This window comes from Sandaracinus amylolyticus (assembly GCF_021631985.1).
Classification (GTDB): Bacteria; Myxococcota_A; Polyangia; order Polyangiales; family Sandaracinaceae; genus Sandaracinus; species Sandaracinus amylolyticus_A.
Genome location: NZ_CP070225.1, coordinates 4,362,229 through 4,384,334, shown reverse-complemented (window position 1 = coordinate 4,384,334; position 22,106 = coordinate 4,362,229). Strand labels below are relative to the sequence as shown.

Below are 22,106 nucleotides of genomic sequence, written 5' to 3'. Positions count from 1 at the left end.
TCGTTGGTGACGCACCTCACGAGGTGCAGAGTCGCCTGCTTCTTCCTCGATTCGTCCCGTAGGAGGGCTCACGTGAAAATCCTCGTTCCCGTCAAGCGCGTCGCCGATCCGGACAACGCGAACAAGGTGAAGGTCTCGCCCGACGGTCAGCGCGTGACGTCGGACGGGCTCGAGTGGAAGCTGAACCCGTTCGACGAGTACGCCGTCGAGGCCGCGCTTCGCATCAACGAGAACGGCGCGAGCGGCGAGAAGCTCGGCGAGGTCGTCGTGGTGAGCCTCGGGCCGGACGACGTGCAGACGACGCTGCGCCAGCCGCTCGCGATGGGCGCGGACCGCGGCGTGCAGATCAAGGCGACCGACGATCAGCTCGACTCGAGCGTGGTCGCGAAGGCGCTCAAGGCGCTCGTCGACGCGGAGAAGCCCGACCTCGTGCTGATGGGCAAGCAGGCGGTCGACGGTGACTCGAACACCGCGGGCCAGATGCTCGCGGAGCTGCTCGGCTGGCCGATGGCGACGTTCGCGATGGCGATCGAGGCCGACGCGAGCGGCAAGACGCTGACGGTCGGCCGCGAGGTCGACACCGGCGTGCTCACGCTGAAGGTGACGCTGCCCGCCGTCGTGACGGTCGACCTGCGCATCGTGTCGCCGGCCGCGGTGAAGAACGGCAAGACGCCGGACACCCACAAGTACAACGAGGGCGCGCGGTACGCGTCGCTCAAGGGCATCATGGCCGCCAAGAAGAAGCCGATCGACGTCAAGTCGCTCGCGGATCTCGGCGTCACGAGCGCGCCCGTCGTGAAGTACTCGAAGTTCGAGCTGCCGCCCGCGCGCTCGGGCCAGGTCAAGTACGTCGAGTCGGTGCAGGAGCTCGTCACGAAGCTCCGCACCGAGGCGAAGGTCCTCTGAGAGCCACCGCGAGAAAGTAAGGAGACGGGAACATGACGGATGTCCTGGTGGTCGCGGAGCTCCTCGAAGGTGGGATGCGCCGCAGCACGCTGAGCGCGGTCAACTTCGCCAAGCAGGTCGCCGAGGGAACGGGCGGCTCGTTCGACATCCTCGCGATCGGCGAGGGCGCGGAGAACGCGGCGTCGCAGCTCTCGGGCTTCGGCGCGCGCAAGATCTTCACCGCCGAGGTCGAGGGCGGGTACGTCGCCGAGAAGTACGCGCCGACGGTCGCCGAGGTCGCGAAGAGCGGTGACTACGGCGTCGTGACGGCGACGGCGACGACGTACGGCAAGGACCTGGCGCCGCGCGTCGCGGCGCGCCTCGAGGCGGGCGTCGCGAGCGACATCGCGAGCGTCGCGGTCGACGGCGGGAAGATCGTCTATCGCCGCCCGATGTACGCCGGCAACGTGTTCGGCTACTGCACGGTCGAGACGCCGATCCAGGTGGTCACCGTGCGTCAGACCGAGTTCGAGGCGGCGGCGGAGAGCGGTGGATCGAGCGACACCGAGTCGGTCTCGATCGCCGAGGACGGCGCGGCGGCGCGCGTGGAGTTCGTGTCGCTCGAGTCGCAGAAGAGCGAGCGCCCCGAGCTCACCGAGGCGGAGATCGTCGTGTCGGGCGGTCGCGCGCTGAAGAGCGCGGAGAACTTCAAGAGCGTGCTCGAGCCGCTCGTCGACACGCTCGGCGCGGCGATGGGCGCGTCGCGCGCGGCGGCGGACGCGGGCTACGTGCCGAACGATCTGCAGGTCGGTCAGACCGGCAAGGTCGTCGCGCCGAAGCTCTACCTCGCAATCGGCATCAGCGGCGCGATCCAGCACCTCGCGGGCATGAAGGGCTCGAAGGTGATCGTCGCGATCAACAAGGACAAGGAAGCGCCGATCGCGTCGGTCGCCGACTACTTCCTGGTAGGCGATCTCTTCCAGGTCGTGCCCGAGCTGACGAGCGAGATCCAGAAGGCGAAGGGCTGAGCCCTTTGCCGAAGTGCTCGTCCCGCAGGTCCCGGACCGGAGCGCGCGAAGCGCGCGGACGGTAGGGGACGGCGGGCGAGCCGATTCTCGAGCGCTCGAACGGGACCGCGCGCGGCGTGAGCTGCGCGCGGTTTCGTGTTCCGTCGGTCGAACGTTGGTATGTTGCGCCCCGGTGAGCGTCGGGGATCGTCGGGGTTGGGTCGCGCTGGTCGCGGCCGTCGTGATCGCGAGCGCAGCATCGAGCGCGCGTGCGGACGGGCCCTACGAGGGCGACTGGCGCGCCGGGCCGATGCGCATCGACGTGCAGGTCGAGAGCTGGGGCGGTGACTGCGGGCCGCGCCCGGAGTCGACGACGGTGCCCGGTGGATCGACGGTGCACGTCACGCAGTCGGGCGACGATCTGACGTTCCAGGGGCGCCCGGCGCGCAGCACGCGCGGTTGCTGGAGCGAGAACGCGTCGGTGCGGCGCGTGTCGTCGAGCTTCCAGTCGGGCACGTGGCGGATCGTCTGCCGCACGCCGGACGACGATCCGCGCGCCGAGACCGGGCAGTACACCCTGCGCGCCGAGGGTACCGAGCGGATCGAGTTCCGCGACGTGAGCCGCTACGACTGGCAGCTCAACGAGTCGTCGTGCCGCGCGACGATCACGTCGACGCAGACGTTCGAGCGCACCGGCGGCGCGAGCCCGACGCCCGAGCCCGAGCCGACTCCGACGCCCACGCCCGAGCCGGAGCGCGAGCCCGCGTGCACCCCGGGCGCGCCCGCGCGCATCTCGTTGCGACCGGCGCAGACGACGCTCGAGCCGGGCGGTCGCGTGTGCCTGAGCGCGCGTGTGGTCGACGCGAACGGATGCGCGATCCGCGGGCGATCGCCGCGGCTCGAGCTCCGCACGCCGCCGGGCGCGACGGGACAGCTCCGCGGCAGCTGCTTCGAGGCCGCGGCGAGCGCAGCGGAGGGCGAGGGTGAATTCACGATCGTCGCGCGTGATGGGTCGATGGAGGCGCAGGCGCGCGTGCAGGTGCGGACGCCGGACCTCTCGGATCTGATCGCGCGGCGCGCCGAGGGCGGCGGCGCGGTGACGCTCGGCGATGCGGAGAGCACATCGGAAGAGGCGGCGCGCGTCGCGGCACGCAGTGAGGGGGCGGCGCGCGGCACGCCGGGCTGGCTCGTCGCCGGCGCGGTGCTCGGGCTCGTGATGGTCGTCGTGGCGAGCATCGGGCTCGTGGTGGTCGGGCGTCGTCGCAAGAAGAAGAAGGAGCGGCCGATCGTCGCGAGCGAGGTCCACGAGGCGCCGCCGATCGCGCCGATCGCACCGGCTCCGATCGCGCCTGCGCCGGTCGCGAGCGGCGAGCCGAAGATCTGCCCGACGTGCCGTCGTGGATATCCGCCCGACGCGACGACCTGCTCGGTCGACGGCACTCCGCTCGTCGCCTATGCGGACTTCGCCGCCGGGAAGGTCGCGAGCACGGGCGCGAGCGAGAAGATCTGCCCGGTCTGCGGCACTCGATATCCCGCGACGACCCGCTTCTGCGGCAAGGACGGGACGACGTTGACCTGAGGCATGATCGCTACACCCAAGGGTGTGCGCGTCGTCGGTTCTATCAGGCCGAACGAGATGTGAGCCGAGCTTGATCGCCGCGATGCGGGACGGGTATCCTCGCACGCGCTTTCGGGCCGCTCCGCCATCGTTCCGAGCTGTTTTGGTGCTCGGGGGACCAGGCCATTCGACCGATCGAGGGGATCACCGAGATGAAAATCGTCTGCGACAGCTGTGGCGCCAAGTACTCGATTGCCGACGAAAAGGTGGCGGGCCGGGTCTTCAAGATCCGGTGCAAGAAGTGCGGCGCGGCGATCGTCGTGCGCGGTGATCAGTCGTCGTCGCAGGAGAGCGCGGCCCCTGGTGGAGCGGCGCCGGCCGGCAACTTCGACTACGGCGGCGAGGCCGTGTGGCACGTGGTCGTCGAGGGCGAGCAGCAGGGCCCGTTCTCGCCCGCGCAGCTCGGCCAGATGATCTCGGCGAACACGATCGCGTGGGACGCGTACGTGTGGCGCGAGGGCTACGACGACTGGAAGCCGGCGCAGGACATCGAAGAGCTGGTCCAGGCGATCATGAACCCGGGCGGTGGCGGGGCCGGTGGTGGCGACGCGGCGCCGAGCGACGATCCGTTCGCCGAGGCCGCGGCGGCGCCTGCGAGCAAGCCGGCACCGGCGGCGTCCACGGGCTCGGATGCGGGCGCGGATCTCTTCGCGCAGAGCGAGTCGGCGAGCCCGTTCGGCGGTGGCAGCCCGTTCGGTGGCGGCGGGGACGACGACGACGTGGTCGCGTCGGCGCCGAGCCCGCGCGTGAGCGCGAACCAGGCGATGACCGGCGCGCGCAACGAGAACTCGGTGCTGTTCTCGCTCTCGAACCTCCAGGCGCTCGCGACGGGCGGGTCGAGCCCCGGTGCATCGGCGAGCTCGTCGTCGAGCGGCGCGAAGGCGTCGGCGGCGTCGTCATCGGGCGCGGCATCGCGACCGGGCATGGCGGCGGGTGAGGGCTCGGGCCTGATCGACATCCGCGCGCTCGCGAGCGCGACGGGCATGTCGGGCGGCGGCGGGGCGCCGGGGATCGCGCCCGCGGCTTCGCCGGCGCGGGTCGACGATCTCCTCAGCATCGGCACGGCATCGCCGGGCCTCGGATCGGCGCTCGGCGCGCCGGTGATCATCCCCGAGAAGAAGGAAGAGGGCGGCGGCAAGGGCCTCGTGATCGGCATGTCGATCCTGGGCGGCTGCATCCTCGTGGCGGCGATCGCGATCGTCGTCGTGATGTCGAACCAGCCCGATCCCGCGACGATCGCGGCGGCGGACACGGCGGCTGCGGGCGCGCTGGCGCCGGGCGCAGCGGCGGCGGCGGCTCCGGGCGCGACGGCGGTGCCGGGAACGACGGCGGTGCCGGGCACGGCGACGCCGACCCCCGCGACGGGCACCGAAGCGGCGGCCGGTGGAACGACCGGCACGACGTCGCCCGCGGCGCCTGCGACCGGCACGTCGGCGGCGCGCGAGGAAGAGGGCAGCAGCGAGGGACGCAGCGGTGGTGGCGGCGGTCGTCGTCGTGACCGCGGCGCGTCGGCGGGCGGCTCGTCGGGCGGCAGCGAGCCGGCGGCGGCCAGCGGCGGCGGCGGTGGATCGTCGGGTGGCGCGTCGGCGGGCGGCTCGTCGGGCGGCAGCAGCGGTCGCAGCGGCGGCGGCGGTGGCGGCAGCGACATCGACAGCCTCCTGCAGGGTGCGCTCGGCGGCAGCGGCGGCGGTGGCCGCAGCGGCGGTGGCGGCGGTGGTGGCGGTGGAGGCGGCGGTGACTCGTCGCTCCCGCAGACGCCGTCGCGTGACGACGTCGTGCGCGCGATGGGCAGCGTGCAGAGCGCGGTCGCGGCGTGTGGTGGTGGTCAGCACGGCACCGCGACGGTCGCGATCTCGGTCGCGGGCACCTCGGGTCGCGTGACCAACGCGACGGTCGGTGGTCAGTTCGCGGGCACGCCCGTCGGGTCGTGCATCGCGCGTGCGGTGCGTGGTGCGTCGTTCCCGCGCTTCCAGCGCGCGACGTTCACCATCAACTATCCGTTCCGCCTCTGACCGCGAGCGCGTGAACGAATCGAGGAGCCCCGTCCGCGCGAAGCGGGCGGGGCTTCTTCGTTCCGTCGATCAGCGACGCCGGCGCACGAAGAACGCGATCACACCCGCGATCAGCGCGACGACCCCGACCGCGAGCGCGACCAGCGGCGTACGCACCTCGCTGCGCGCGGGATAACGAACGCGCGCCCCGAACGTCGTCGGCTGCGCGCCGCCGCGCGCGATGCCGAGCTCGTCCTCGTCGCAGCGCGCCGGGTCGCGCTCGGCGCCGCACGCGATCATCTCCGCGCCATCGTGCGCGCGGAACGCGACGTCGGTGCGATCGAAGGTCTCGCGCCGCACCATGCGGTCCTCGAACACGACGTGGTGCTCGCGCGCGTCGGTCGGCAGGTGCGCGACCATCTCGATCGTCAGCGGCACCTCGCGCACGCGACCGATCGGATCGAGCCATCCATCGCCCCACGCGAGCTCGACGGGCGCGCCGTCGAGCTCGACCGGCAGCTCGGTGCGCAGGCCTTCGCCCCACTGCGCGAGATAACGATCCGACTCCTCGCGCGTGACCTCGCGATCGCCGTTCTCGTCCGCGGCGGCGAGCACGCGCTCGCCTTCCTCCGCGCCGAGCATCAGCGAGACCACGAGCCGCGTGTCGTCCTCGGTCGCGTCGAGCTTCAGGTAGCGCTCGGCGCGCAGGATCACGTGGCCGAGGTGCGCTCGCGCCGGACGCGCGACCGCGATCGCGCCTCCGACGAGCGCGATCGCGATCGCGAGGCGACGAGCTTCACGCACTCTCGCCGAGCGCCTCGAGGAAGCGCACCGCCGTCGTCACGCCGAAGCCGGTCCCGCCCTTGGGCGCCGCACCGTGCGGGCGATCGAGGAACGCCGGACCCGCGATGTCGAGGTGCATCCACTTCGACTGCCCGATGAACTCGCGCAGGAAGAGCGCCGCGGTGATCGAGCCGCCGTACTGCTCGCCGACGTGCTTCATGTCCGCGATGTCGCTCTTGAGCAGCTCGCGAAGCTCCTCGTCGAGCGGCATCCGCCAGAACGTCTCGCCCTCCGCGTCCGCGGCCTTCTGGTAGCGGTTCGCGAGCTCGTCGTCGTTCGCGAAGAGACCCGCGCGCCACGGACCGAGCGCGACCATGCACGCGCCGGTGAGCGTCGCGTGATCGATCAGGTAGTCGGGCTCGATCTCGCGCGCCGCGTAGGTGAGCACGTCGGCGAGCACGAGGCGTCCCTCGGCGTCGGTGTTGATGATCTCGACGGTCTTGCCGTCGAGGCTCGAGAACACGTCGCCCGGCCGGTACGCGGCAGGACCCGTCATGTTCTCCGTCGCGCCGATGAAGCCGTGCACCTCGACCGGCAGGCCGAGCCGCGCGCACGCGACGAGCACGCCGATCGTCACGGCCGCGCCCGCCATGTCGCACTTCATGTCGACCATCGACTTCGGCGGCTTGATGCAGAGACCGCCCGAGTCGAACGTCAGGCCCTTGCCGACGAAGACGATCTTCTTCGCGCCCTTCTTCGCGCCCGCGGGCTTCCACGCCATGTGGACGAGGCGCGGCTCTTCGGCGCTCCCGCGGTTGACCGCGAGGAAGAGGTTCATGCCGAGCTTCTCGATGCCCTTCTTGTCCCAGACCTTGCAGCTCAGGCCGTGGGCCTCGGACTGGGTGCGCGCGGCCTCGGCGAGCGCGGTGGGCGTGAGATCGTTCGGCGGCGCGTTCACGAGGTCGCGCACGAAGTTGATCGTCTCGCCGAGCGCGGTGCCGCGACGCAGGGCGTCCTTGGCGCTGGCCGCGCTCTTCGCGACGACGATCTTCGCGGTCTCGGTGCGGCGCTTGGGCAGACGATCGCCTGTGAGATAGCGCGTGTACTTGTAGCTGCCGGTGATGAGGCCCTCGGTCGCGACGCGCACCGCGCGGTCCTCGTCGGGCACGTCGTCGGGCATCACCAGCGCGACGTGGTGATAGCGGCTCGCGGCCTGCGAGGCCTTCACTGCGAGCGAACGGACGTCGCGCTCCTTGCGCTCTCCGTCACCGAGGCCGAGCACCAGCACCACCGGCGCGCCGAGCCCGCTCACCGTCACGCGGAGCGACTCGCCGTTCTTGCCCGTGAAGTCCTCGCGCTTCGCCGCCGCCGAGAGCGCACCGTCCGTCGCCTTGTCGAGCTGCTTGAAGACGGTGTCCTTGCCGAGTTGACCGGCGCGCACGCCGATGGCGAGCAGATCCGCCTTGATCTTGGTGGGCGCGTCGGTGCTGAGGCTGACCTTCATGATCCTCCGGAGAGCGTGCGGGGCAATCGCCGCGCGGTCCCCCCGGCGCTCGGCGCGCGCGATGGTGCCACGGTGCGCTCGCAGTCTCAAGAGACGAGGGTGGCTGACGGCCGCCATCCCTCCGCCGCCGATCCCGCCAGATCGGCTCGCGTTTTTCTTTGTTTTCTCACACCGCCCGAGCGGATCGCGAGTTGCGATGGAGACGGGCACGCCGCGCGATGGCGGCGAGAGGAGGTCGAATCGAAATGGAGAGCGCCAGCAGCAGGTCGCCGCTCGTCGTCTACACGATCGTGGAGCGAGAGCGCGACGGGAAGAAGTTCTGGGTTCGTATCGGTGCCGCGTTCCGCAACCGCGACGGGAGCCTCAACGCGTTCCTCGATGCGGTGCCGGTGAACGGCACGATGCACATCCGCGAAGCGCGCCCGTGGAACGAGCGCGACACCGGTGACGTGCCGCACGACGACCTCGCGGTCGCCGACGCGCTCGCGGAGTGAACGAGAGCACGACTGGCACGCTCGCGAGCGTGTCAGTCGAGAGTGTCAGTCGAAGAGAACACGAGAAAGAGAGTCGGAGTCATGGAAAAGCAGAATCGTTCGATGTTCGGAATGGGCCTCGTGCGCGCGACGATCGCCGCGCTCGCGATCACCACGCTCGCGGCGACGCCGCACGCGGACGCGCAGCGACGTGCGGTCGCGGCCGCACAGACCAGCGCCTCGCGCGCGCCTGCGGCAGCGCCCGCGACGGCGAGCGCCGAGGGGGTCGTGAACATCCAGACCGCGAGCGCCGAGGAGCTCCAGCGCTTGCCGGGCATCGGGCCCTCGAAGGCCCAGGCGATCGTCGCGTTCCGCGAGCGGACAGCGTTCCGGCGCGTGGAGGACATCTTGCGCGTGCGCGGCATCGGTCGCGCGACCTTCCGCCGGCTGCGCCCGATGATCTCGGTCACGGGCCCGACGACGCTCACGCAGGACGTCCGTTCGCCGCGCCGCGCCCAGGCCGACGAGCCGGCGGACGCGGAGAGCGAATCGGAGTCGGAGAGCGAGGAGTGATCAGCCCGTGGACCGCGAGGCTCGGCGCGCGCCGGGGCTCGCGGTCCGCGCGTCCGTCGCTTGCGCGCGAGCGGGCTCGAGCGCGGCGAGGATCGGCGCGATCGCATCGCGCTTCAGCTTGAGCGCGGCGCGGTTCGCGACGACGACCGAGGACACGTCGCAGATGCTCTCGAAGGTCACGAGCCCGTTCTGCCGCAGCGTCTCTCCGCTCTCGACGAGATCGACGATGACGTCCGCGAGGCCGGTGATCGGCGCGAGCTCGACGGAGCCCTGCACGAAGATGATCTCGACCGGGATCCCACGACGCGCGTAGTGCGCGGCCGCGATGTTCGGGAACTTCGTCGCGACGCGCAGGGTGCGCGGCGGGGGAGGGCGATCGGGCAGGCCCGCGACCATCATGCGGCAGCGACCGATCCCGAGATCGACCGGCGCGTAGAGGTCGTACTCGCGCTCGAGCAGCACGTCGCGCCCGACGACCCCGAGATCCGCGGCGCCGTACTCGACGTAGGTCGGCACGTCGTCGGGCTTGAGCAGGAGGAACGAGACGCCCGCCTCGCGATCCTCGCGCATCAGCGTGCGATCGTCGGCGAGCAGCGTCTCGCGACGCACGCCGACCTTCTCGAGCAGATCCGCGAGCGGCTTCAGGATGCGGCCCTTCGGGACCGCGATGGTCACGCCGCGGCCACTCACGGCGCGCAGCACCGGACGCTTCTCAGGCACTGCCCTTCACCCTCTCGATGTCGGCGCCGAGCGCGCGCAGCTTCTCCTCGATGCGCTCGTAGCCGCGATCGATGTGATAGACGCGCAGCACCTCGGTCTCACCCTGCGCGACGAGCCCTGCGAGCACGAGCGACGCGCTCGCGCGCAGGTCGGTCGCCATCACGCGCGCGCCCTGCAGCTTGCTCGGCCCGTGCACGAACGCCGAGCGGCCGCGGATGTCGATGCGCGCGCCCATGCGGACCAGCTCGGGCACGTGCATGAAGCGGTTCTCGAAGATCGTCTCGGTGATGACGCTCGAGCCGTTCGCCATGCACATCAGCAACATGAACTGCGCCTGCATGTCGGTCGGGAAGCCCGGGTGCGGCTCGGTCGTGACGTCGACCGGCTTGAACGGCGGCTTGCCGACGACGCGGATCCCGCCCGCTTCGCGCTCCACGACGATGCCCGCCGATCGCATCTTCGCGCAGAGCGCCTCGATGTGATCGAACGTGATCCCCTCGAGCAGCACGTTCCCGCCGGTCACGGCGGCCCCGACCATGTACGTGCCCGCCTCGATGCGGTCCGCGATGATCGCGTGATCCACCGGGTGGAGCTCGTCCTTGCCCTCGATCGTGATCACGTCGGTGCCCGCGCCCTCGACGCTCGCGCCCATCTTGTTGAGCACGCACGCGAGCTCTTCGACCTCGGGCTCGCGCGCGGCGTTCGCGAGGCGCGTGCGGCCCTTCGCGAGCACGGCCGCGCACATGAGGTTCTCGGTGCCCGTGACCGTCGGGATGTCGAGGTGGATCTCCGCGCCCTTGAGGCGTCCGCTCGGCACGGTGACGTTCACGTAGCCGTGCGAGAGATCGATCTCGGCGCCCATGGCCTCGAGGCCCTTGAGGTGCTGATCGATCGGGCGCGCGCCGATCGCGCAGCCGCCCGGGAGCGACACCCGCGCGCGGCCGTAGCGCGCGACGAGCGGGCCGAGCACGAGCACCGACGCGCGCATCTGCTTCACGAGCTCGTAGGGCGCATCGGGCTCGAGCACCGGCTTTGCGCGCACGGTGACGACCGGCGGGTTCACGTCGACCTCGAGCCCCATGTGCTCGAGCAGCTTCGCCGTCGTGACGATGTCGCGCAGGTCCGGGACGTTGCGGAAGACGTGCTCGCCGTCGGCGAGGAGCGCGGAGCAGAGGATGGGCAGCGCGGCGTTCTTCGCACCGCTCACGCGGAGCGTGCCGCGCAGCGGCGTGCCTCCGCGTACCTTGATGTTGTCCACGGTGCGGCTTCTCCGGTGGGGCCCACGATGGGCCGGGCTCCATCTAGCAACGCCGCGACGGGGCGAGCAACATTCCTCACGCCAGCGCGAGCCCGAGCAGGAACGAGCCGAACCCGAGGATCCACACCGTTCCCCACACCCGCGCTTGGGCGGCCACGAGGCGATCTTCCTCGTCGATCGCGCGGGTCACGAATGCGAGCGCGGCGACGATCCAGGTCGCGAGACCGAGCAGCGCGACCAATCCCCAGAAGGGCGAAGGCCGCGGGACCTCGCGCAGCAGCTCGAGGTGGGCGGCGCGCCGCTCTGCTTCGCTGCGGCCCGCGTCGACCGGCGGGGGGCGCATCGCCGCCATGAGCGTCGCGATGTGCTCGTCGGCGCGCTCGAGCCGCTCCTGGTGCGGCACGTAGAAGCTGCGCGCACCGAGGATCGCACCGCGCACCGAGCGCCATGCCGCGAGCGCGAGATCGGGATCCCTGGCGGCCTCTGCGCTCTGCGCGATCTCCGCGAGCCGATCGAGCGCGTCGGTCGAGTACGGATTGCCCGGCGCGTACCAGCGCGCCGCGCGACGGTAGTGCGCGACCGAGGCATCGACGTCGCCACGCTCGCGCAGTCGATCCGCCTCGACGAGCTCGGCGCGCGACGCGGTGACCACGCGCACCGCGAGCACCAGCAGCAGCACGCCCGCGATCGCGACCGCGCGCGCGATGCGCCGCGCCCAGCGTCCGTCTTCGCGCGCCGGTGCGGTCAAAGGAAGTCGCGCCTCCGGAACACCACGCACGCCATCACGATCAGGATCCCCGCGTAGAGCGCGCCGTAGCCCATCGCCGAGGCGACGTACTCGACCGGCCCACCCGAGCCCTCGACGTGCTCGGTGAGCGCGCGGTGCGGCGGCACGAAGAGGTTGAGGTTGGGCACGACCCACGCGAGCCCGTGCAGCAGATCGCGCACGCTGTCGGGCAGCACGTTGCTGCGCATCGTCGCCATCTCGTCCGCCGAGCGACCGACCAGCCACACTCCGACGGTCAGCACGCCGGTGAGGAACGGCGTCGAGAAGCTCGAGAAGAAGAGCGCCACCGCCGCCACCACGAGCACCTCGCCCACGTCGAGCGTGAGCGCGGCGAGCGTGGGCCCGACCGCGACGCCCGCGCTCTGCGCGACGCCCGCCGATGCCGCGAGCGCGACCAGCGAGAAGGGCACGAGCACGCTGGTGCGATCCTTCGCCTTCCACAGCGCGAGCCCGAGCGCGACGCCGAGCACCACCGGCTCGATCACGAGCAGCGTCGCGGACGCGCCGGCCTGGATCGCGGCGAGCCACAGCTGCAGCGCGCCCATGATCGCGACGAACACGATCGCGGTGAGCGCGATCCCCGCGTACTTGCCGATCAAGAACTCGTGCCGGCGGATCGGCTTCGGGAGGATCACGTAGAGCGTCTTGCGCTCGATCTCCTTGTAGAGCAGCGACGAGCCCAGGAAGATCGCGACCACCACCGAGAACAGCGAGATCGACGCGAGCCCGAGATCGCGCACCACGCGCGCCTGCTGATCGAGCGAGAGCTCGGCGAGCGCGAGCGTGAAGAGCAGGAGCGCGGTCGCGAACCCGAGCACGCCGTAGAGCACGCGATCTCGCACCGCTTCGCGGAACGTGTTGATCGCGATCGCCCAGACGCGGCCCATCGGCCGCGCATCCTAGCTCACGTCGTGGTCAATTGAGCCAGCGCGGGCGCTCGTCCTCGCTCGACTGACCGCCCGGGATCACCTGCAGGTGGGACGCGCCGCTGCGCCGCCGCGGCCCATTGCCACCGGTCTTCTTCGTCGGCCGCGTGGGGCGCTGCTCGATCCAGCGAACGAAGAGCACCGCGGCCGCGAGCGCGCCGAGCGCGATGAGGAGCGGCGTCGGCGTGCGCGCCCACATCGACTGGAGCGCGGTGATCACCAGGAAGACACCGAGCGCGTGCCACGCGCTCATGCTCGGCATCAGCACGAAGTTCACCGGCGCACCGCGCGTGATCACCGCGAACGCGCCCATCATCGCCCAGGCGATCGCGCCCGCGCCCGCGGCCGGCATCGCGTAGTCGCCGAAGAGCAGCCCGAACGCGAGGGGCAGGATCGCGCCGCCGAGCACCGACACCACCACGAGCTGGAGCGTGCGGTTGCGCCCCAGGTGCGACTCCGCCATCGCACCGAAGGTCCAGATCAACAAGAGGTCGATCGCGCGCGAGATCACCGCGCTCGATCCCACGTACTCCACCAGCGGGTACGTCGCCCACTGCCACGCCAGAGGCACGTCGAGCTCCGGAGAGAGCGCGAGCCAGTCGAAGAGCGGCAGCCCGATGAGGCCCTGCAGCAGGCTCTGCGCGACGAACGACGCGAAGAGCACCACGAGGATCACGCGGACGACGGGTGTGAGCGGCGGGAACGCGAACCTCATGCAGACCCTCCGGGGAGCGGATGGGGACGACGCGGTTCACGAAGCGTTCCACGTTCGGCGCGCGGCGGCGAGCGCGACCTGTCTTGACCCTTCGATCGACATGCTTACCGTCCGCTCGTCGCCCGGAGCGACGCCGAGGCCGAGCGAGAGCTCGCGAATGCGGCGCCGCCGAGGGCAGAGCGCCAACCAAACGTGTCGACGCGCGGCGGCCGAGGTCCGTCGCGCGAAGGGAGGAGTACGCCGATGCTGACCCGCTGGGATCCGTTCACCGAGATGAGCCGTCTCCAGGACGAGCTGTTCCGTTCTTCGTTCGCGCCGCGCGGTGCCGCGGCGACCCGCGCGACCTTCGCGCCCGCGGTCGACGTCTTCGAGGACGCCGACGCGATCTTCGTGCAGGCCGAGCTCCCCGGGCTGAAGCTCGAGGACATCAGCGTCGGCGTCGAGAACGACGTGCTGACGTTCAGCGGCGAGCGCAAGAGCGAGCGCGACGAGGGCCACTACGTGCGCGAGCGCTGGGTCGGTGCGTTCTCGCGATCGTTCAAGCTGCCGCGCACCGTCGACGTCGAGAAGATCGAGGCGACGCTGAAGGACGGCATCCTCACGGTGCGCCTGCCGAAGCGCGAGAACGTGAAGGCGCGCCGCATCGAAGTGAAGAGCTGATCATCTGCTGAGAAACGACGAAGCCCCTCTCGCCTTGAGGCGAGAGGGGCTTTTTCGTGTGCTCTCGAGGAGCGATCAGCTCGCGGTCGAGGCGCGCGGGCGCGTGCTCGCGCGCGCGGTCTTCGCGCCGATGTTCGCGAAGGCCTCCTCGATGAGCTGCTGCTGCTCGAGCGCGTGCGCCTTGCCCGAGCCCGTCGCAGGACTCGCTGACTCGACTCGGGAGACACAGCGCAGCGGCAGGCGGTACTCGATCATCGAGGGCAGGCGCGCGTTCAGGAAGTACCACGCGCCGCTGTTGAACGGCTCCTCCTGGACCCACACGAGGTCGGTGCCGTCCGCGTAGCCGCTCAGCACGTCGCGGATCTCCTCGGGGCGCAGCGGGTAGAGCTGCTCGAGCCGGATGATCGCGACGTCGTCACGGCCGAGCTTGTGACGGTGCTGCGCGAGGTCGTAGTAGACCTTGCCCGAGCACAGGATCACGCGCTTCGCCTTCTTCGGCGCGATCTCCGCGTCGCCGATGATGCGCTGGAAGCTGCCGTTCGCGAGGTCGTCGAGCGTGCAGGTCGCTTCCGCCGAGCGGAACAGGCTCTTCGGCGACATCACGACCAGCGGCTTGCGCCACGGGCGCATCACCTGACGGCGCAGCGCGTGGAAGATCTGCGACGCGTTCGTGAGGTTGACGACCTGGATGTTGTCCTCGGCGGCGAGCGCGAGGAAGCGCTCGAGGCGCGCGCTCGAGTGCTCCGGGCCCGCGCCCTCGAACCCGTGCGGCAGCAGCATCACGAGCCCGTTGAGGCGATGCCACTTGTCCTCGCCGCTCACGAGGAACTGGTCGATGATGACCTGCGCACCGTTCGCGAAATCACCGAACTGCGCCTCCCAGATCACCAGCGCGTCGGGCGAGTCGAGCGAGTAGCCGTACTCGAAGCCGAGCACGCCCTGCTCGCTGAGCGGCGAGTCGTAGATCTCGAAGCGACCCTGGCCGTCGCCGAGGTGGTGCAGCGGGACGAACTCGTTGCCGCTGTTGGTGTCGTGGAGCACCGCCATGCGGTGGGCGAACGTGCCGCGCCGCGAGTCCTGCCCGGTGAGGCGGACGTTGTAGCCCTGCGCGAGCAGCGTCGCGTACGCGAGGTTCTCCGCGACGCCCCAGCGGATCCCGGTGCCCTTCTCGGCGGCTTCCTTGTACTGCTGCTGGACCGCCGCGACCTGGCGCATGAGCTGGAAGCCGTCGGGGACGTGCGCGAGCGTGTTGAGCAGCGGCACCAGGGTCGACTTCGCGACCGCGGTCGGCGCGTCGGGCGCGCTCGCGTCGGGGCCGCCCTGGTAGGCCGTCCACACGCCGGTGAACGCCGTGGGCTCGTAGGTGTGCTTGGTCTCGCGCACCTGGTGGAGCGCCTTCGACAGACGCTCGCGACGCTCCTGCATGATCGCGTCGGCCTCGTTCGGCGTGATCTTGCCGAGCTCGAGCAGGCGGTCGACGTAGACCTGGCGGACCGTCTTCTTCGAGTCGACCGCGCGGTACATCACGGGCTGCGTGAAGCGCGGCTCGTCGCCCTCGTTGTGGCCGTACTTGCGGTAGCAATAGAGGTCGACGACGACGTCCTTGCTGTAGCGCTGGCGGTACTCGGCCGCGAGCTTCGCGACCTGCGCGACCGCCTCGGGGTCCTCGCCGTTCACGTGGAAGACCGGGCAGCGCAGCATGCGCACGAGGTCGGTGCAGTAGCGCGTGCTGCGCGCGTCCTCGACCTCCGTCGTGTAGCCGATCTGGTTGTTGATCACGACGTGGATCGTGCCGCCCGTCGTGTACCCGGGGAGGTTCGCGAGGTTGAGCGTCTCGGCGACCACGCCCTGACCGATGAACGCCGCGTCGCCGTGGATGAGCAGCGGCACGACGCGCTTGCGGTGGTGGTCCTCGCGGCGATCCTGCTTCGCGCGGACGCGGCCCTCGACCACCGGGTTCACGAACTCGAGGTGGCTCGGGTTGAACGAGAGCGTGAGGTGGACGTTCTTGCCCGCGAGCTTGCGATCGCTCGAGTACCCGAGGTGGTACTTCACGTCGCCGCGGCCCTTGTACTTCTCGGGCTGCGCGTCCTCGAACGCCGCGAGGAGGTCGTGCGCGGGCAGCTCCATCACGTTGACGAGAACGTTGAGGCGGCCGCGGTGCGCCATGCCGATGACGACCTCGTCCGCGCCGTGCGCGGCCGACGTCTCGATCAGCAGCTCGAGCAGCGGGATCGTGCTCTCACCGCCCTCGAGGCTGAAGCGCTTCGTCTTCACGTAGGTCGTGTCGATGAAGGTCTCCCAGACCTCGGCCTCGGTGAGCTTGCCGAGGAGGCGGAGCTGCTGCTCGCGCGTGAGATCGACGTGGTTGAGCGTCGACTCCATGCGGTGCTGCAGCCAGTTGCGCTCCTCGGGATCCTCGATCTGCGTGACCTCGGTGCCGATCGTGCGGCAGTAGGTCTCCTTGAGGCGCGAGACGATCTGCCGCAGCGAGAGCTGCTGGCCCATCGCCTGGAACGTCGTCTCGAGGTCGACGTTGTCGAGGCCGAACGCCGAGAGATCGATGTCGAACGCGGGCTTCGGGGCGAGGCCGAGCGGATCGAGATCGGCGAAGAGGTGGCCGCGCACGCGGTACGCGTTGACCATCGCGGACACGCGGCTCTGCAGCTCGGTGGCGGTGCGGGTCTCGGGGCCGGGGATGAACGAGCGGCGATCGGACGCCGCGCGCGCGGCGATCACGGGCTGCACCGCCGCGGCCGCCTGGCCGTTGCCGCCGTTGGTCGTGGGCGCGGGCGCGGTGATCGTCCCGACGGCGCTCGGCGTGAGCAGCGTGCCCACCGAGCTCGGCGCGGTGAGCGTGCCCGCCGAGGAGCGACGGGGCGGGAACGGGTCTTCTTCGAGCGTATCGAAGAACTTGCGCCATTCCGCGGCCACCGAGGCCGGGTTCTCGCGGTACTTGAGGTAGAGCTCCTCGACGAGTCCCTGGTTGACGCCGAAGTCGTGAGCCATCTCTAGCCTTCCTCGCTCTGCTTCTTCGCTCGCTGCGCGCGGCTTCCGCGCGGCTGGGCGAGAGGAATGACCCGGTTCCGCGGTCGTGCACGCGAAATCCGCCGGGGCGGTGGAACGTGCCGTGATCCTGCACGGCGACGGAGAAACGGTCTGGATGGTACAGCCGCGGATCGCGATCGACCAGGGAACGGGCGCGTTCCGTCGTGACGGTTCGCCCAGCGGCGGCGGGCGTGCCGGCAGGGGCGGGTGAGTCGGTGGAACCCCTGAGGTCCCGCGAGGTTGCGCGATATCGTCGGGCGTGCGTCGGCGGTCTGGCGTGCGTGCACGAGCCCACCACGGACGTGCACGAGGCCATCGCGGACGTGCACGAGGCCGTCGCGGACGTGCACGAGGCCATCGCGGACGTGCACGAGGCCATCGCGGACGTGCACCAGGCCACCATGGACGTGCACGAGGCCACCATGGACGTGCACGAGGCCACCGGGGACGTGCACGAGGCCACCATGGACGTGCACCAGGCCACCATGGACGTGCACCAGGCCACCATGGACGTGCACCAGGCCACCATGGACGTGCACGAGGCCATCGCGGACGTGCACGAGGCCATCGCGGACGTGCACGAGGCCATCGGGGACGTGCACGAGGCCATCGGGGACGTGCACGGGGCCGGTGCGGGCGTGCACCGGCCCGTCGCGCGTCGGTCTCAGACCGCGAGCGGCTCGTCGTTCGCCAGCGCGCGCAGATCCGCGACCGGCGTGTCCTCGACGAGATCGAACGGCGCGCGCGCGAAGCGCAGCGCCGCGGCGCGGGCGCGCGCGTCGCGCTCGTTCTTCAGCGACCAGTCGGCGTGGTGCGCGAGGAGGAGCAGCTCGAGCGAGCGTCCGAGCGTCAGCGCGAACCGGCGCGCCCCGCCCTCCACGTCGAGCGGGCTCGACGAGTAGCTCGACGCGAGCCAGCCCAGCGCGCGCCGCACCGCGCCCCGCGCGCGCTCCGCGACCTCGCGCAGCGCGGCATCGGCGATCGTCCCGACGCGCGCCTCCATCTCGTGCTCGAGCGCGGCCGCGACGTCGGGCCCGTGGCCGAGCGCGCGCAGCGTGTCGAGCGAGAGCACGTTCGTCGTGCCTTCCCAGATCGGCAGGACCTGCGCGTCGCGCAGCAGCACCGGCAGCCCGGTGTCCTCGACGTAACCCGCGCCACCGAAGCTCTCGAGCACCTCGCTCGCGACCGCGACCGCCTGCTTGCCGGTGACGAGCTTCGCGATCGGCGTCAGCAGTCGCGCGAGCAGGACGTCGCGATCGCTCGCCTCGCGTGCCTCGATGCGCCCGTGGAGCTGCACCACGAAGAACGCGAGCTGGAGCGCGGCCTCGTACTCCGCCGCGATGCCCGCGAGCGTGTCGACGTGGAGCGGCTTCTCCGAGAGCGGCGCGCCGAACGCGACGCGCTTCGTCGCGTAGTCGCGCGCCAGCGCGATGCCGCGCCGCATGCCCGCCACCGCCATCACCGTGTTCCAGGTGCGCGTGACGTTGAGCATCGGCGAGATGTACTTGGTGCCGTTGTCGAGCCCGATCACCGGGGTCGCGGGCGTGCCGTCGAGCGTGAGCTCCGCGGTGGGCACCTTGCGCGTGCCGAGCTTGTCCTTGAGGCGATGCACCAGGATGTTGCGGAGGCGCCCGCTCGGATCGCGGGTCTCGACGTAGAAGAGCGCGAGGCCGCGACCGCCGGGGCCGTTGCCCTCGGGGCGCGCGAGCGTGAGCGACATCTGCGCGGTGGTCGCGGAGGTGAACCACTTGCGGCCCCAGAGGCGCCACTGGCCGCTCTCGTCCTTCGTCGCGACGGTCTCGCTGCGGCCGACGTCGGAGCCGCCGGTCGACTCGGTCATCCACTGGCCGCTGGTCCAGAAGCGATCGGGATCGCGCGAGGTGAGGCGCGGCACCGCGCGCTCCGCGAGCACCGCGTTGCCCGACTCGAGCAGGGTGCGCGCCGCGCCGTCGGTCATCGCGAGGGGGCACGCGTAGATGTCGGTCGCGGGCCCGAAGAGGTGCACGAGCGAGAACTGGTGCACGCGCGAGAGCGCGCCGAGGCGACGCTCGTAGGCGGTCGCGACCAGGCCCTTCTCCGCGGCGATGCGCTCGGCGCGCCTCCAGAGCGGCGAGACCTCGATGTGATCGATGCGATTGCCCCACGCGTCCCAGTGGACGAGCTTCGGGTCGTTCTCGCGATCGTCGAGCTGCATCCGGTAGAGCTCGCCGCCGGCGAGCTCGCCGAGGTCGCGCAGCACGGGCTCGATCGAGAGGAGCGCGTCGCGGGGGACGATGCGGGCGAGCAGCGAACGGAGCGGTCGATCCTCGTCGTACTGGTTGCCCAGCGCGGGCGGAGGCTGGTTGAACGGCGTGACCTTCATGGGAGAAGGGAGCGTACGCGCGTGCGCGGACGGGTGCTATCTTGGCGTCCCCGCATGGAGCGCGATCTCGCCGGACGCTGTGGCACCTGCTCGTTCTTCATCTCGTACCGCGAGACGGACGACGGTGCGCAGGAAGGCGAGTGTCGGCTCGGATGCTGGGTGCCGCCCCTCCGCGACGACAACACGTGCTCGCACTACAAGGCGCGCGGCACGTCGTGGGACGGAGCGCTGAAGCGCAAGGTCGCGGCGGGCACGCCGCGCCGGATGCGCGAGGACGAAGCACGCGCGGACGAGCCGAAGAAGCCGCTCCCGCAGGAGATCGACATCGACATGGACCAGGACGAGTTCCGCCGGGTGCTGCGCGAGGTGCTCCTCGAGGAGCTGGGGGTCGGCGACGTCGCGATGGGCGATCGATGGCGCGGCGGCGAGATGATCCTCAAGCCGGGCAAGGACGGGACGCAGCCGAAGAGCGTCCCGCTCGATCAGTTCTTCCACAAGATCGTGATGCTCCGCGACAAGCTGCGCGTGCTCGAGCAGAAGGTGAACTCGAGCAAGGGCCTCGCCGACGACGAGAAGGTGCAGCTCCAGCAGTACATCACCGCTTGTTACGGCTCGCTGACGACCTTCAACGCGCTGTTTCGGGATCGCGAAGACTACTTCGTGGGGCAGGGCACGAAGGAGTAGGTCTCGGCGAGAGGCGCGAGGGGGTGGGTCCGGCGGCCTGGTGCTCGCGGGCTGCCTCTCGATCGCGGTGGGGATGTCGGGAAGCGGTGGGCGCATCGCGGCGCGCGCGTTGCGCTCTGCCGCGCTGCTGACGTCAGTGTGTGGTCGGAGTCTGCGAGCCCCCGTCGCACGGGGCCGCCGGACCCACCCCCTCGCGCCCGGCACCGCGGTTCTGCCGTCTTGCTGGGTGGGGGTGAGATGGCTCGCGAGCGATCCGCGCTGTTCGCGCGGCTCGCACGCTCGCGGGTAGCACCGCGCGACGAAGTCGCGCGTGTGCGCGCGCTCTGCGCGCGGGAATTGGGGGAGGAGCGCGCGACGGCCGCGTAGCGGACGGTGCGTGCGGCGGGGAGCGCGCGACGGCCGCGTAGCGGACGGTGCGTGCGGGGGTGCGGGTCGAGCGAAGAGCGCGCGACGGTCGCGGAGCGGACGGTGCGTGCGGGGGGCGCCGCGGCGTGGGCAAGCCGCGCGTTACTCCGCGAGCCGGCGTGCGAGCACGTCGCGCAGCTGCGGCGAGGGCGCAGCCTCGAGCGCGAGCTCGCGGTAGCGATCCGCCCGCTCGCGATGGCCCGCGCGCAGGTGGAGGTCGGCGAGCACCGCGGCCCAGAGGAACCATCCCGCGAGCCACGTCGGCGGCTCGACGTCGTCGAGCACGGCGAGTCCCGCCTGCGCACCACGCCACTCTGCCGTTGCGATCGCGCGGTTGAGTCGGTGGAGCGGCGACGGGGCGAGACGCTCGAGCTGTTCGTACAGCTCGATCACGCGATCCCATCGCGTGCTCGCGAACGACGCGGCCAGGGAGTGCTCCGCCGCGATCGCGGCCTCGATGTGGTACCGCGAGAGCACGTCGCCGCTCGCCGAGCGCTCGAGCCACGCGAGCCCGGCGTGAATCTCGTCGGCGTCCCACGCGGCGCGGTCCTGCTCCTCGAGCAGAACGAGGCCTCCTGCTGGATCCAGCCTCGCGGGCGTACGCGCGCGGTGGAGGTGCATCAGCGCGAGCAACGCCGCCGTCTCCGCCGTGTTGCCAGCTCCATGATCCGAAAGGAGCATCGCGAGGCGGACGGCCTCGTCGCAGAGCTCGACGCGCACCGCGCCGTCGGCGTGCGACGAGAGGTGTCCCTCGGTGAACATGAGATACAAGACTGCGCGCACTGCCGGAGCCCGCGACGCGAGCTCCGGCAGTGCGAGATCGCCCTCGAGCGGCGATCGCCGGCGCAGCCGCTCGCGCGCTCGCGCGAGCCGCTTGTAGACGTTCGCTTCGGTGAGGAACAGGCGCTCCGCGATCTCGCGGACGCCGAAGCCGCAGAGGGTCTTGAGCGCGAGCACGAGCTGCGCCTCGATTGGGATCCCGGGATCGCAACAGACGAACAGCATCCGAAGGAGGTCGTCGGGCACGTCGGCAGCGAGGTAGGCCTCCGGCGCGTCGGTGAGCTCGCTCTCCGGGCGGTGCCGTCCGCGAAGCCGCGCGCGACGCGTCTCGCTCCGTAGCGAGCCGAGCACGGCGTTGTGCGCCGACCGGAAGAGCCACGCGGACGGATTCTCCGGCGCGCCGCCCGTCGGCCAGGTCTCGAGCGCGGCGAGCAGCGCGCTCTGCACCGCGTCCTCGATCGCCTCGAGGTGCCGGGCGCCGACGCGACGCACGAGCATCGCGACGAGGCGCCCGTACTCGTGGCGGAAGAACGCGTCGCCCTGCGCGGCCGGACTCACGGCGTGCGGATCTCGATGACCTCGACGCCGGAGCCCGCGCTCACGAGCCCGGGGCACTCGCGTGCGATCGCGGCGGCCTCGTCGAGGCTGCTCGCGGTCACGATCATGTACCCGCCCACGAGCTCCTTGAGCTCCACGAACGGGCCGTCGGGGACCGGCTCGCTCGTCACGAGCCGGCCCTGGCCGAGCCGGCCGCCGAGGTCCGTGAGGTTCGCCTGGAACTTCTGCCTCCAAGCATCGAACTTCGCGTACATCGCCTGCATCTGCGCGGGGGAGGGCTTCTCCGCGGGCGAGCCACCCGGAAGGGAACGCTGGAGGCAGAGGTACTTGGGCATGTGGATCTCCTCGGGTCGTGCACGGTCACCGTGA

19 protein-coding genes are annotated in these 22,106 nt (G+C 71.1%); 8 read left to right on the top strand and 11 right to left on the bottom strand.

The window, feature by feature from the left end; translation table 11 throughout:
• Positions 1 to 72: 72 nt before the first annotated feature.
• The 4 genes from I5071_RS18525 (at position 73) to I5071_RS18510 (ending at position 5,522) form a co-directional block, all read left to right on the top strand.
• Complete coding sequence (locus I5071_RS18525; RefSeq protein WP_236606806.1) at positions 73 to 906, top strand: electron transfer flavoprotein subunit beta/FixA family protein; 834 nt, start codon at positions 73 to 75, stop codon at positions 904 to 906.
• 32 nt (positions 907 to 938) lie between these two features.
• Positions 939 to 1,913: an electron transfer flavoprotein subunit alpha/FixB family protein gene (locus I5071_RS18520; protein WP_236606805.1), complete on the top strand. Its 975-nt coding sequence runs from the start codon at positions 939 to 941 to the stop codon at positions 1,911 to 1,913.
• Positions 1,914 to 2,085: 172 nt separating this feature from the next.
• Positions 2,086 to 3,471, top strand: a complete 1,386-nt coding sequence (locus tag I5071_RS18515) for a zinc ribbon domain-containing protein (RefSeq protein WP_236606804.1) — start codon at positions 2,086 to 2,088, stop codon at positions 3,469 to 3,471.
• Between the two features lie 191 nt (positions 3,472 to 3,662).
• Positions 3,663 to 5,522, top strand: coding sequence for a GYF domain-containing protein (locus I5071_RS18510; RefSeq protein ID WP_268921238.1), 1,860 nt, complete (start codon positions 3,663 to 3,665; stop codon positions 5,520 to 5,522).
• Between the two features lie 69 nt (positions 5,523 to 5,591).
• On the opposite strand, the gene I5071_RS18505 is transcribed toward I5071_RS18510, so the two are convergent.
• A complete protein-coding gene (locus tag I5071_RS18505; RefSeq protein WP_236606802.1) occupies positions 5,592 to 6,305 on the bottom strand; it encodes a hypothetical protein in 714 nt (237 codons plus the stop codon).
• The gene (locus I5071_RS18500; RefSeq protein WP_236606801.1) at positions 6,298 to 7,788 is read right to left on the bottom strand and encodes a leucyl aminopeptidase; all 1,491 of its coding nucleotides are present in this window, start codon (positions 7,786 to 7,788) and stop codon (positions 6,298 to 6,300) included. The genes I5071_RS18505 and I5071_RS18500 overlap by 8 nt, the downstream gene beginning before the upstream one ends.
• Positions 7,789 to 8,033: 245 nt before the next feature.
• Between I5071_RS18500 and I5071_RS18495 the strand changes: the two genes are divergently transcribed.
• Entirely contained in the window at positions 8,034 to 8,282 is a 249-nt protein-coding gene (locus I5071_RS18495; RefSeq protein WP_236606800.1) for a hypothetical protein, read from the top strand.
• Positions 8,283 to 8,363: 81 nt separating this feature from the next.
• Complete coding sequence (locus I5071_RS18490) at positions 8,364 to 8,834, top strand: ComEA family DNA-binding protein (protein WP_236606799.1); 471 nt, start codon at positions 8,364 to 8,366, stop codon at positions 8,832 to 8,834.
• Here I5071_RS18490 and hisG read toward each other — a convergent pair whose 3' ends face one another.
• From hisG to I5071_RS18465, 5 genes are all read right to left on the bottom strand, one after another.
• The gene (hisG, locus tag I5071_RS18485) at positions 8,835 to 9,509 is read right to left on the bottom strand and encodes an ATP phosphoribosyltransferase (protein WP_419249656.1); all 675 of its coding nucleotides are present in this window, start codon (positions 9,507 to 9,509) and stop codon (positions 8,835 to 8,837) included. It lies immediately after the preceding gene.
• A gap of 37 nt (positions 9,510 to 9,546) precedes the next feature.
• On the bottom strand, positions 9,547 to 10,812 hold the full coding sequence (murA, locus tag I5071_RS18480) for a UDP-N-acetylglucosamine 1-carboxyvinyltransferase (protein ID WP_236606797.1): 1,266 nt from the start codon (positions 10,810 to 10,812) through the stop codon (positions 9,547 to 9,549).
• A gap of 76 nt (positions 10,813 to 10,888) precedes the next feature.
• A complete protein-coding gene (locus I5071_RS18475; protein WP_236606796.1) occupies positions 10,889 to 11,560 on the bottom strand; it encodes a hypothetical protein in 672 nt (223 codons plus the stop codon).
• Positions 11,557 to 12,486, bottom strand: coding sequence for an ABC transporter permease (locus tag I5071_RS18470; protein WP_236606795.1), 930 nt, complete (start codon positions 12,484 to 12,486; stop codon positions 11,557 to 11,559). The genes I5071_RS18475 and I5071_RS18470 overlap by 4 nt, the downstream gene beginning before the upstream one ends.
• Positions 12,487 to 12,514: 28 nt before the next feature.
• Positions 12,515 to 13,240, bottom strand: a complete 726-nt coding sequence (locus I5071_RS18465; protein WP_236606794.1) for a rhomboid family intramembrane serine protease — start codon at positions 13,238 to 13,240, stop codon at positions 12,515 to 12,517.
• A gap of 243 nt (positions 13,241 to 13,483) precedes the next feature.
• Between I5071_RS18465 and I5071_RS18460 the strand changes: the two genes are divergently transcribed.
• Positions 13,484 to 13,900: an Hsp20/alpha crystallin family protein gene (locus I5071_RS18460; RefSeq protein ID WP_236606793.1), complete on the top strand. Its 417-nt coding sequence runs from the start codon at positions 13,484 to 13,486 to the stop codon at positions 13,898 to 13,900.
• Between the two features lie 75 nt (positions 13,901 to 13,975).
• Here I5071_RS18460 and I5071_RS18455 read toward each other — a convergent pair whose 3' ends face one another.
• Complete coding sequence (locus I5071_RS18455; RefSeq protein WP_236606792.1) at positions 13,976 to 16,909, bottom strand: 2-oxoglutarate dehydrogenase E1 component; 2,934 nt, start codon at positions 16,907 to 16,909, stop codon at positions 13,976 to 13,978.
• A 703-nt stretch (positions 16,910 to 17,612) separates the two neighbouring features.
• Positions 17,613 to 19,310 carry an acyl-CoA dehydrogenase family protein gene (locus I5071_RS18450; RefSeq protein WP_236606791.1) on the bottom strand — a complete coding sequence of 566 codons (1,698 nt, stop codon included), beginning with the start codon at positions 19,308 to 19,310 and terminating at the stop codon, positions 17,613 to 17,615.
• A gap of 54 nt (positions 19,311 to 19,364) precedes the next feature.
• Between I5071_RS18450 and I5071_RS18445 the strand changes: the two genes are divergently transcribed.
• A complete protein-coding gene (locus tag I5071_RS18445) occupies positions 19,365 to 19,994 on the top strand; it encodes a hypothetical protein (protein ID WP_236606790.1) in 630 nt (209 codons plus the stop codon).
• Positions 19,995 to 20,501: 507 nt separating this feature from the next.
• Here the strand turns inward: I5071_RS18445 and I5071_RS18440 are convergent.
• Together I5071_RS18440 and I5071_RS18435 are read right to left on the bottom strand one after the other, a co-directional pair.
• Positions 20,502 to 21,737 (bottom strand): RNA polymerase sigma factor, encoded by a 1,236-nt coding sequence (locus tag I5071_RS18440; protein WP_236606789.1) that lies wholly within the window; start codon positions 21,735 to 21,737, stop codon positions 20,502 to 20,504.
• Positions 21,734 to 22,072, bottom strand: a complete 339-nt coding sequence (locus I5071_RS18435) for a YciI family protein (RefSeq protein WP_236606788.1) — start codon at positions 22,070 to 22,072, stop codon at positions 21,734 to 21,736. The genes I5071_RS18440 and I5071_RS18435 overlap by 4 nt, the downstream gene beginning before the upstream one ends.
• Positions 22,073 to 22,106: the final 34 nt, after the last annotated feature.

Bases quoted from the DNA above. Each gene is read 5' to 3' on its own strand.
- I5071_RS18450 (WP_236606791.1), bottom strand. From the start codon at position 19,310: ATGAAGGTCACGCCGTTCAACCAGCCTCCGCCCGCGCTGGGCAACCAG.
- I5071_RS18445 (WP_236606790.1), top strand. From the start codon at position 19,365: ATGGAGCGCGATCTCGCCGGACGCTGTGGCACCTGCTCGTTCTTCATC.
- I5071_RS18495 (WP_236606800.1), top strand. From the start codon at position 8,034: ATGGAGAGCGCCAGCAGCAGGTCGCCGCTCGTCGTCTACACGATCGTG.
- I5071_RS18500 (WP_236606801.1), bottom strand. From the start codon at position 7,788: ATGAAGGTCAGCCTCAGCACCGACGCGCCCACCAAGATCAAGGCGGAT.
- I5071_RS18435 (WP_236606788.1), bottom strand. From the start codon at position 22,072: ATGCCCAAGTACCTCTGCCTCCAGCGTTCCCTTCCGGGTGGCTCGCCC.
- I5071_RS18460 (WP_236606793.1), top strand. From the start codon at position 13,484: ATGCTGACCCGCTGGGATCCGTTCACCGAGATGAGCCGTCTCCAGGAC.
- I5071_RS18455 (WP_236606792.1), bottom strand. From the start codon at position 16,909: ATGGCTCACGACTTCGGCGTCAACCAGGGACTCGTCGAGGAGCTCTAC.
- I5071_RS18470 (WP_236606795.1), bottom strand. From the start codon at position 12,486: ATGGGCCGCGTCTGGGCGATCGCGATCAACACGTTCCGCGAAGCGGTG.
- I5071_RS18520 (WP_236606805.1), top strand. From the start codon at position 939: ATGACGGATGTCCTGGTGGTCGCGGAGCTCCTCGAAGGTGGGATGCGC.
- I5071_RS18510 (WP_268921238.1), top strand. From the start codon at position 3,663: ATGAAAATCGTCTGCGACAGCTGTGGCGCCAAGTACTCGATTGCCGAC.
- I5071_RS18490 (WP_236606799.1), top strand. From the start codon at position 8,364: ATGGAAAAGCAGAATCGTTCGATGTTCGGAATGGGCCTCGTGCGCGCG.
- I5071_RS18465 (WP_236606794.1), bottom strand. From the start codon at position 13,240: ATGAGGTTCGCGTTCCCGCCGCTCACACCCGTCGTCCGCGTGATCCTC.